Origin of the sequence: Sphingobacterium sp. Ag1 (assembly GCF_000988325.1) — a bacterium.
Taxonomy (GTDB): Bacteria; Bacteroidota; Bacteroidia; order Sphingobacteriales; family Sphingobacteriaceae; genus Sphingobacterium.
This window is the reverse complement of sequence record NZ_LBGU01000017.1, coordinates 59,598-69,686: the sequence shown is the minus strand read 5'-3', so window position 1 is coordinate 69,686 and position 10,089 is coordinate 59,598. Positions and strand designations below refer to the sequence as shown.

The 10,089-nt window shown below is 37.1% G+C and carries 9 protein-coding genes; 7 read left to right on the top strand and 2 right to left on the bottom strand.

Going from position 1 to position 10,089, the window contains the following annotated elements:
- Positions 1-19: 19 nt before the first annotated feature.
- A complete protein-coding gene (locus AAW12_RS01930) occupies positions 20-979 on the bottom strand; it encodes a GNAT family N-acetyltransferase (protein WP_046671934.1) in 960 nt (319 codons plus the stop codon).
- 5 nt (positions 980-984) lie between these two features.
- Positions 985-1,818, bottom strand: a complete 834-nt coding sequence (locus AAW12_RS01925; protein ID WP_046671933.1) for a 1-acyl-sn-glycerol-3-phosphate acyltransferase — start codon at positions 1,816-1,818, stop codon at positions 985-987.
- 254 nt (positions 1,819-2,072) lie between these two features.
- Here AAW12_RS01925 and AAW12_RS01920 point away from each other — a divergent pair, with 254 nt between their 5' ends.
- The 7 genes from AAW12_RS01920 to AAW12_RS01885 all read left to right on the top strand — a co-directional run bounded on the left by AAW12_RS01920 (position 2,073) and on the right by AAW12_RS01885 (position 10,030).
- On the top strand, positions 2,073-2,735 hold the full coding sequence (locus tag AAW12_RS01920; protein WP_046671932.1) for a CBS domain-containing protein: 663 nt from the start codon (positions 2,073-2,075) through the stop codon (positions 2,733-2,735).
- Between the two features lie 46 nt (positions 2,736-2,781).
- A complete protein-coding gene (locus AAW12_RS01915; RefSeq protein WP_046671931.1) occupies positions 2,782-3,666 on the top strand; it encodes an NAD kinase in 885 nt (294 codons plus the stop codon).
- Between the two features lie 289 nt (positions 3,667-3,955).
- Positions 3,956-4,693, top strand: a complete 738-nt coding sequence (locus tag AAW12_RS01905; RefSeq protein WP_046671941.1) for an isoprenyl transferase — start codon at positions 3,956-3,958, stop codon at positions 4,691-4,693.
- 113 nt (positions 4,694-4,806) lie between these two features.
- Positions 4,807-7,371 (top strand): outer membrane protein assembly factor BamA, encoded by a 2,565-nt coding sequence (bamA, locus tag AAW12_RS01900; protein WP_046671929.1) that lies wholly within the window; start codon positions 4,807-4,809, stop codon positions 7,369-7,371.
- Positions 7,372-7,788: 417 nt separating this feature from the next.
- A complete protein-coding gene (locus AAW12_RS01895) occupies positions 7,789-8,322 on the top strand; it encodes an OmpH family outer membrane protein (RefSeq protein WP_046671928.1) in 534 nt (177 codons plus the stop codon).
- A gap of 103 nt (positions 8,323-8,425) precedes the next feature.
- Positions 8,426-8,992: an OmpH family outer membrane protein gene (locus AAW12_RS01890; RefSeq protein ID WP_046671940.1), complete on the top strand. Its 567-nt coding sequence runs from the start codon at positions 8,426-8,428 to the stop codon at positions 8,990-8,992.
- Between the two features lie 363 nt (positions 8,993-9,355).
- Positions 9,356-10,030 (top strand): TetR/AcrR family transcriptional regulator, encoded by a 675-nt coding sequence (locus AAW12_RS01885; protein ID WP_046671927.1) that lies wholly within the window; start codon positions 9,356-9,358, stop codon positions 10,028-10,030.
- Positions 10,031-10,089: the final 59 nt, after the last annotated feature.

The window sequence follows — 10,089 nt, the reverse complement described above, 5'->3', positions numbered from 1 at the left end:
TGAATCCCCTTTTATTTTGTTATCCACGCTTGGGTTTTCTATGACCGTATTCACGATCCCGATCAAATGTATTCATGTGACGTTCCTTTTTCACAGGATATACATCATCAATTACAATCAGTATACCTTTTTCCTCTACCGTACCAAACTCATCATTACGTGCAGTACCAAATGATTTCATCGTAGGCGAAAGGTTCATATAGGTATTGATCAGCGGCGGAATATTCTCTCCCAATGCTCTCACGTGGCTATTTAATACCTTATATCCTTCTTTATAATCCAGCCCATCAAATACGCCGACAAATCGATCGTAATCATTTTTGATTTCCAATTCCGGAAGAGGAAGAACCAATTTATCGTGATCAGGAAAATAATAGTCCATAAAATAAAGCAACATATCCCGTGCATCTTTATTATAATGTGGATACATGGTCACTTTACCAAAGAGGTATTTAATTTCAGGGTTAAGCATCACCAAAGCCCCTAAACCGTCCCAAAGATTGTCCAATGAAAAAATTCCTTTTCTATTGTCGATGGCTGGTTGGTACTTAGGCTGTACAAACGACCGTCCCAACTCTATGGTGTAAGGTAGATATTCATTCGTAAATAATTCGGAAAATTGAAAATAATGTGCTGTTGATAAATTGGGTATACCATTTACTTCACCAGCCTCAGCACATTTGATTACCCTATAACCGGCAACCACCTCTTCATCTTCGGGATTCCATGCGATTAACTGATCGTAGCAATCTTCGCATGTATCATTTTCATCGATATCAATTGAAAGTCCTGTACCTCCCCCTGCGCCACGAAAAGTCAACTCCCGCAAACGCCCAATTTCACGCATGACATTTGGCGAATTATGATAGTTGATTAAGTATATCTCGTTATTTCCATTGTTGGTATATCGTAAGAAGACTTCTTTATTCAATTCGGTCTTCAATAATTCTCTATCAACTGGAGGTATAATTTCTTGCATAAATTCTATTTTTCTTGAGCCAATCCATAAACCCTTCTTTTCACTTCCTCAGCCCAAGTTTTTTCGTTTTTTGATTGATCAAACGCTGTATAAGGGATTCTTTCTCCTACTATAATATTGACGGTATGTCCGCGTTGAGCAAACATTTCATCAGGTAAATATAACATTTCAATGTTTACCTTGAGACCCAATTTCTGTCTAAGCCTTGCAAAATTATAAAAAAACTTAGAGTTTTTACCGTCAATCAACACCGGAATGACATCTTTTTTATATTTTTTTGCTTTGCTTATAAAACTTTTTTTCCATTCGAGATCTTCTATACGACCATCGTTCTGTTTTCTGGAAACCAAACCTGCAGGGAATACCAATAGCGCATCATCCGCACCATAAGCCTCCTCAATCGCAGAAATGGCCTGTTTCCCTTGCCCCCCCAACTTATTTACACCGACAAACAAAGGCCGCAAATTACCTATATTTAGAAGAATATCATTAACTAAAAACTTCACATCGCGTCTATATTTACCTATAGCGTGCATAAATGCAATACCGTCCAATCCGCCCAAAGGATGATTGGACGCGAAAATAACCGGATCCGATACTGGAATATTTTCTGCCCCATACAAATTGACCTTGACATCCAAATCGTTGATCAATGCATCAACAAAATCCAGGCCCTGAAGATCTGCAAAGCGCGTCATGATATCATTTATCTCGTCTTCATGAATTGTCCTTTTTAAATAATTAAGTAAAAAAGACGGAATCCATTTAGCAAGGCCCGCATTTTTTTTGTGAATAACTTCACGTATATCAATAAACTTTTTACTCTCGCTTGTGATCATCAATCTTACTGTTCCAATTAAAAATACTTCACCTCCGTTTAAGCCCAGTTTTTAGGCCTATTCCAATTCGTTGACAAAAATAATAACAGAATGGTAATAAAAGTACAATTTTAAAGTTTAAAATTGCACTTATTTGCAATAATGTAGTCTTTCTCGGTGTGCCCTATTTTGGGTATAACAAGCAATCAACGAATTAAGCATAAATCTGATCCTGTAAAATTTCTTTTCACCTAGTTTTTTTATTAAGTTTGAGTATGCTAATAAGTCAATTTCTTTCAAATGCTGATTTCAGTATTCAAAATGCTGATTCAATACAACAGGCGCTAGAGAAGCTGCAAGATATGCTTTGTAAAGAATTAGTCGTTTTAAATGGTGACGACTATATTGGCCTGGTTAATGAAACCATCTTATTGGATGCGGAAGATGAAGATGCTCCCCTTTCTTCCATAAAAATAAATACGGCCCCTATACAGCTGAAGTTCAATCAACACCCCTATGATGCCCTGGTGATGATAACGGTGTATAATAGCACAATCATTCCTATTTTAGATCAAGACAACAAATATATTGGTGTGTCAACGCAATTGGATATATTAAAGGCAATAAGTTCAATTCAATCACAAAACGAATCTGGAGCTATTATCGTGTTGGCAACTGGCCTACACGATTTTTCACTTTCACAGATTGCTCATCTAGTTGAAAGTGACAATTGCAGAATCCTCAATTGCGCAACCAAAATAAATTTGGAAAGTGACAATATTGAAGTTACCCTTAAAGTCGACAAGTCAAACATCAACGCCTTACTGAATTCATTCCTAAGACACAACTATTTAATTCTTGAAACCCATAATACCATAGCTGCATTTGACGACACTGCCGACCGTTATCAGCAGCTTATGAATTATATTAACATTTGATTAGGATTAGTTTTTTCTCATCTTTGCCCCATAAATTGAAAACAATATGAGAATCGCAATATATGGAAGAGAGTTTCAGCCCTCTGTTATACCACATGTGAAACACTTATTTGAATATCTTGTCGATAAAAATATGGAGATCTGGGTATATAATCCATTTCATGAGTTTCTGCAATCACAATTTGAATGCGCCTTTAACTTCTCAACATACGATTCCTATCAAGAAATCAAAGATCATATTGACATCATGTTGAGTTTGGGCGGAGATGGAACCATGTTATCTGCTGTTTCCCTGATTAAAGATTCCGGAATTCCAATTGCAGGAATAAACTTTGGACGCCTCGGCTTTTTAGCTTCCATCAATAAAAATGATTTTGAGGATGCCATCGACGATATACTGAACCAGCGTTTTACGATACAGAAACGCGTGCTGCTTTCCGTAGAATCTGAACAGTTAAATTTGTTTGAAGGCAATCATTATGCGCTCAATGACATTACCGTATTTCGTTACGACAGCTCGGCCATGATTACGGTCAATGCACGCATCAATGGCGAACTCCTGAATTCATACTGGGCTGACGGACTAATTATTGCCACGCCCACCGGATCCACAGCCTATTCGTTGAGTTGCGGCGGACCTATTATTATGCCGGAAAGTGGCAATTTTGTCATTACCCCCATCTCTCCGCATAACCTCAATGTAAGACCCATTGTCATCTCGAATCAGTTTACCCTTGAATTGGAAATAGAGAGTCGTAGCAATCAATACATCCTAAGCTGTGATTCCAAAAACGAGTCCATTGATACATCGGTAAAATTAACCATTAAACAGGCTCCGTTTACTATTAATCTCATTAGACTCCCCCATGAAAGCTTTTTCAGCACGCTGCGTGAAAAATTACTTTGGGGCATCGATGTCAGAAATTATTAGGCTATCGATTCGCTTCGCACAAGTTCGCTTTGTATGAAGAGAAACATACAAAACAATCTTTCTACATATTGTCCTTCTAAATTTCCAATTAAAAATCGATATTTGGAAGAAATAAAGAAAGACGGAATAAGAACATCCAAAATAGAAATCCAAGTGCGATAATTAATCAATGAAAAGTACGTTAAACAAACAATAATCATTGATAGCAATACAGGAAACCAAAAGTAGGTTTTAAAACGCCAAAATAGCATTGATGCCTAAGGTGTTCATTTTATTGAAAACAGCAAAAATGAGTTTTTTAGATCAGATAGATAGTATTAAATTGCCACAGCATATAGCCATCATCATGGATGGCAATGGCCGTTGGGCAAAACAGAAAGGAAAACTTCGTGTATTTGGGCATCAAAACGGTGTAAAAGCGGTACGAGAAGCATTAGAAGGATGTGTAAAAGCAAATATTAAATTTCTGACACTTTATGCATTTTCTGCAGAAAACTGGAATAGGCCTAAGCTCGAGGTAATGGCACTCATGGAGCTATTGGTTACTTCCCTTAAAAAAGAAATCAAAACTTTTCAGGAGAATGGCGTCCGTTTGAATGTCATTGGTGATATCACCAAACTACCTTCAAATGCACAAAAGAAGCTACAGGAAACCATAGAAGCAACGAAAGAAAATACACACTGTACATTGACATTAGCGTTGAGTTACAGTTCCCGACAAGAAATTGTAGATGCCGCCCGGAATCTAGCCCAACAAGTAAAAGACGGAAAACTCCATGCGGAAGAAATCAACGATGAGTTATTCGCTGCAAACCTCTATACACAAAACCTACCCGATCCTGATCTTCTGATACGTACTAGCGGGGAATTGAGAATAAGCAACTTCCTGCTCTGGCAAATTGCCTATTCAGAATTATGCTTCCTTGATAAGATGTGGCCTGAGTTTACGAAAGAAGATTTATTTAAATCCATCGTCGATTACCAGCAACGCGAAAGAAGGTTTGGAAAAACAAGTGAACAGTTATAAAGATTTTATTAAATTTGACCACTGATTTGAATAAAAGCAAGCTGGTTAAATTTTCTTAATTAACAAAAATTAACAAACGATTGGTGTACTTTAGCGCCAATAATTATAGATAAATGAAGCGTATACTACCCGTAATACTATTTTTTGGCCTCTCATCAATGCAGCTTGTCTACGGACAGGACAAAGGTGCGTTCAATTTAAATGACCCAGAAAAAATCAGCTATCTCAATCCTAAAAACTATGTAATTAGCGCTATTGATATAACTGGAACACAATTTTTGGATAAAAATGTATTAATTACAATATCTAAATTGTCAGTAGGTCAATATTTGGAAGTTCCAAGTGAGGCAACTGCAAAAGTAGTAAAGGATATGATGGCTCAAGGCCTCTTTGATGATGTCGAATTATGGGCAGATAAAATTGAAGGTGAAAATATATTTTTGACCATCCGTGTAGTAGAACGTCCTCGTTTAACGCGTATTGATATTAATGGTCTAAGTAAAAGTCAGACCGAAGAAGTTCGCAAACGTTTAAATAGCAACACCGGTAAAATTGTCAACGAAAACTTGATGAACACCACACGTGCTACGATTCAACGGTTCTTAAAAGAAAAAGCTTTTTTATATCCGGAGATCACACTAAAAACAGTGAAAGATTCGGCACAGGCCAATAATGAAATACTTATTGCCGATGTGGATAAAAAACATAAGGTAAGAGTCAAAAAAATGACGTTTACAGGGAATGAACATTTTTCTCAACAAGAACTGAGAAAAATGGCCAAGCCCATCAAGCAAAAAATGTGGTACCGTATTTTCGGCCCTGGAAAATTCAAGGAAGAAAAATACAAAGAAGGTAAAGAAAACCTAATCAAGAAAATGGCCGCCAAAGGATATCGTGATGCCACGATCTTGAAAGATACCGTTATTCGCGATGGTGAAAAAAATGTGCTGGTTAATTTTGACATCTATGAAGGTCCTAAATATTATGTAGGTAATATTGTTTGGACAGGTAATGCCAAATATTCGGATACTTTACTGAATAAAATTTTAGGTATCAAACGTGGTGATGTCTTTTCGGAAGAAAAATTAACGGCAAAATTGATGGGTCCTACAAAAAACAGTGATGACATCTCTTCAATCTATATGAACGATGGTTATCTTACGTTTTCGGTAGACCCTGAGCAAACACGTATTTACAACGATACCATCGATTTGAATTTACGTGTATATGAAGGTGCTCAATATACCATCAATAACGTTATTGTTAAAGGTAATGACGTAACCAACGACCGTGTTGTATTGCGTTCTATTTATACAAAACCAGGTCAAAAATTCTCAAAAGAACAAATTATGCGCAGTGTGCGTGAAATTGCGCAGCTGGGAAATTTTGATGAACAAAAAACAAACCCCGTACCGACAAATTTAAATTATGCGGATGGTACAGTAGACATTGTTTATAATGTTACTGAAAAACCTTCGGATCAGGTCGAGCTTTCGGGTGGTTATGGTGCAGGTCAGATCATCGGTACCTTAGGTTTAACATTCAACAACTTCTCTACCAGCAATTTCTTTGACAAAAGTTCTTGGAAACCACTACCACGTGGAGATGGACAGAAGTTGAGTGTGCGTGGTCAAACTTCGGGTAAGCGTTATCAATCGTATAGCTTCTCCTTCTCCGAGCCTTGGCTGGGTGGTAAAAAACCAATTTATTTTGGTTTGAGTGCCTATACTTCGAGTTCATCGTATGGTGGCTTTAACTACTATACAGGCGAGCAAATTGTTAAGGATTCCGAGTTGAACCGTATTTGGATGACGGGTATTACCGCAACTTTAGGTAAACGCTTACAATGGCCAGATAACTGGTTCCAGGCGAATACATCCTTGTCATTCCAACGTTATAAGCTTCAGAACTATGGAAATTACTTCCTATTTGATAATGGTACGGCCTATAACATCAACTTGACGCAAGAGTTTAGCCGTAATTCGATCGATGCGCCGATCTATCCTACTTCAGGTTCAAACATCAAGTTCTCGGTGCAATTGACGCCTCCATATTCATTGTTCAACAACATTGATTATAAAAATGGTTCACCGCAAGAACGCTACCGTTGGACAGAGTATCACAAATGGAAATTTGACTCACAATGGTATGCAAAAATCGTTGGTAAACTTGTTTTCAAAGCTCAAGCTCAATTTGGTTTCTTGGGTAAATACTCCAACAAAACTGAAATATCGACTTTTGAGCGTTTCAAAGTCGGTGGGGATGGTATGCAAGGGTTTGATTACCTACAGGGATCTGAGATTGTTGCATTACGTGGTTATGCAAATGGTGTAATCATTCCTGAAGGAACACAAAATGTGAATGTGGCACGAAATTCAGGTAGTCCGATCTATACGAAATATCAAATGGAATTGCGTCACCCGGTTATGTTAAATGATCAGGCAACAGTTTACGTATTAGCTTTTGCTGAAGCGGCCAATACCTGGAACAAGTTCACTGAATACAATCCATTTAAAGTACGTCGTTCTGCAGGTGTTGGTGCCCGTATCTTCTTACCAATTTTTGGTATGCTAGGAATAGATTACGGTCATGCATTTGACCCAATCCCGGGTTTACCAAGCAGTACATGGAAACAAAACTTTACGTTTAGTATTATGCAAAATATGGGTGGATTCTAACCGCTCTTGACCCCAGTCCATGGGTATAAATTCATAAAAAAGCTATCGCATACAATTGCAGATAGCTTTTTTTATTTTAAAACAATTTAGGCTTTCATAGGCTATCCGATTTTATATATCCTATCAGATAAAATCTACAGCAAAATCTTCTAAATTTTCTTATATTGAGCGCTGTTATGACCAACGAAAAAGACAGCCATAGACACGCTCAGGGAAGCCTTATAAAGGGATTCGACAACAAGTTAAATAGTGTTAAACCCGAGAAATATCTAGTAGATTGCTTCTTTTTTCTTATTTTTGAGCCGTAAATTTACTTAAAGCGGTTTTACCAGATTAAACTTTTGGGTTTATATCATGTCATAAGGTAAATTAGTGTTAAATAATAAAAAGTATAGTCTATAAAAACTTACAGGAAATATGAAAAAAATATTGTTAGTTATAGCTTTTGTAGTCGTTAGTGCTACAGCGACATTTGCCCAACAACTCGCATATGCTGATTCAGAATATATCCTAAAACATATTCCTGAATATACGACTGCACAGAAACAGCTGGATGATCTATCGAAGCAATGGCAGGAAGAAGTGGATCAGAAATATGCTGAGATTGAGAAACTATATCAGGCTTATCAAAAGGATCAGGTTTTATTAAATGAAGATATGCGCCGTCGTCGGGAAGATGAAATCGTGACAAGAGAAAAAGAAGTAAAAGACTATCAAAAACAAAAGTTTGGATTTGAAGGCGACCTCTTTAAAAGACGTACTCAACTGATGAAGCCTATTCAAGATCGTGTAGCAAAAGCTATCCAAGACGTTGCTTCTGCGCAGGGAATTGATTTTATTATGGACAAGGGCAATGAGTCGACTTTTCTTTATGCCAATCCAAAATTGAATAAAAGTAATGATGTCATTACAAAATTAGGATATAAACCCAATCCGAGTCTTGCAAACTAAGCGGGAGTTTATTATCATTGTGAACACAAATAACAATAGTAGTAATTAATTAGAAAACTAAAAGATTGCCATAAAGATGGCTCATTAGATTAAAATGAAAAGCATGAAAAATTTATTAAAAGGTGCGGTTGCTTTAGTGGCAGTATTTTTCTCAACTCAATTCGCAAATGCGCAACAAAAGATTGGTCATATCAATTTTGCTGAAATTATTCAGTCCACTTCGGAATTTAAAGCAGCCGAAGGTCAATTGAAAACATTAAGCGACGGCAAAACCAAAGAAATTCAAGATATGGTGGCTATTTATCAAACAAAACAAAAAGATGCGAACGATAAATTGCGTAACAGAAGTGAAGCCAACAAAGAAACTGTTGATCCAGAAATCAACAAAATAGGTCAAGAATTACAAGATATCCAAGCGCGTATCCAAACAGCACAACAAGCTGCTCAAGAAGACTTGAACAAGAAAGAAGAAGAGCTAATTGCACCTATTCATAGAAAAGTTGGTGATGCTGTAAGCGCTGTTTCAAAAGAAAAGGGAATGGCATATGTATTTGATATTTCAAGCACAAATATTCCTTATTTCCAAGGTGGAGAGGATTTAACTGCTGCTGTTAAAACAAAATTAGGAATTTCAGCTACAGCTGCTCCTGCTGCTCCAGCAAGAAAATAAGCCAGCAATACAAGGCAATAAAAAAGGGATTATCTTTAGAGATAATCCCTTTTTTATTACCTATCCATTTTCCCAACTAACAAGTAAATCACCATCGGCGTTTACCGCCGACAGCAGTAAATATTCGTCAGTTCTATAGCCAAAAGAATAAGATAAACTAAAAAGCTTATCGGTTCAGTCAAATTATAGTGTAAATAAAAATCTACGACTTGGTTTTCTTGCATTTACCAGCTAAATTGTAGATATTGGTTCGGAAAACAAACATATCTACCCTAATGAAAACTTCATGGGCTCAAATTTGTTCATTAACTAACGAATATGAGGTACTCAGGAAAGCTTCGTCGTTAAAATGATTTTATTCGCATGAAAAAGAAAGTAATTGAGGATAATCCTAAAAAAGAAAGAAAGGTAACTTCCGGTCCTATTCGAGACAAGGAGCGCACCAAAGCTCGCATGATCGCCGCTGTTGGAAAGGTCATTCAAAAGAAAGGATACCATGCATTGAATGGGCCTAATATTGCTTTGGAATGTGGACTGAACAAAGCATTAATATGGAACTATTTTGGCGGTCTCGATCAACTGGTGGAAGCTTACCTGACACAAAAAGATTTTTGGCAAATCGGAGACAAAGGAGTCTTAGAGCAAATGGTCACAAACCCAAGCACCATCAGCGTTTCCTTGATAGAAGAATTGCTTAAATCTCAATTCGACACCTTTTTGAAGGATAAAACGAAGCAAAAAGTCATTCACTGGGGCCTGGGCGAAAAAACCAAAGCGCTTAAAAATATCGCCGACAGACGGGAAATGTTTGGCGAGGAACTATTTAAACACGTCGATTCAAAATTCGAAAACTCCGAAAACGACCTGAGAGCAACATTGGCGATCTTAGTCAGTTCAATCTACTATCTAAGCCTTCAGGCAAAATCTACGGGCAGTACCTTTTGCGGTATCGATGTCAATACCGAAGCAGGAAAAGAACGGATTCAGAAAACCATTCGTAAAATATTAGAACAGACATTCTCCGATGTTCAGCTATAGACTATTCTATTATAATTAGGTAAACGTCCAAGAAGAAAGAATTCCTTCTTGGACGTTTT

What these genes read in the sequence shown, in the direction of transcription:
- bamA (WP_046671929.1), top strand. Translation starts at nt 4,807, where the DNA reads ATGAAGCGTATACTACCCGTAATACTATTTTTTGGCCTCTCATCAATG.
- AAW12_RS01895 (WP_046671928.1), top strand. Translation starts at nt 7,789, where the DNA reads ATGAAAAAAATATTGTTAGTTATAGCTTTTGTAGTCGTTAGTGCTACA.
- AAW12_RS01890 (WP_046671940.1), top strand. Translation starts at nt 8,426, where the DNA reads ATGAAAAATTTATTAAAAGGTGCGGTTGCTTTAGTGGCAGTATTTTTC.
- AAW12_RS01915 (WP_046671931.1), top strand. Translation starts at nt 2,782, where the DNA reads ATGAGAATCGCAATATATGGAAGAGAGTTTCAGCCCTCTGTTATACCA.
- AAW12_RS01925 (WP_046671933.1), bottom strand. Translation starts at nt 1,818, where the DNA reads ATGATCACAAGCGAGAGTAAAAAGTTTATTGATATACGTGAAGTTATT.
- AAW12_RS01885 (WP_046671927.1), top strand. Translation starts at nt 9,356, where the DNA reads ATGAAAAAGAAAGTAATTGAGGATAATCCTAAAAAAGAAAGAAAGGTA.
- AAW12_RS01905 (WP_046671941.1), top strand. Translation starts at nt 3,956, where the DNA reads ATGAGTTTTTTAGATCAGATAGATAGTATTAAATTGCCACAGCATATA.
- AAW12_RS01930 (WP_046671934.1), bottom strand. Translation starts at nt 979, where the DNA reads ATGCAAGAAATTATACCTCCAGTTGATAGAGAATTATTGAAGACCGAA.
- AAW12_RS01920 (WP_046671932.1), top strand. Translation starts at nt 2,073, where the DNA reads ATGCTAATAAGTCAATTTCTTTCAAATGCTGATTTCAGTATTCAAAAT.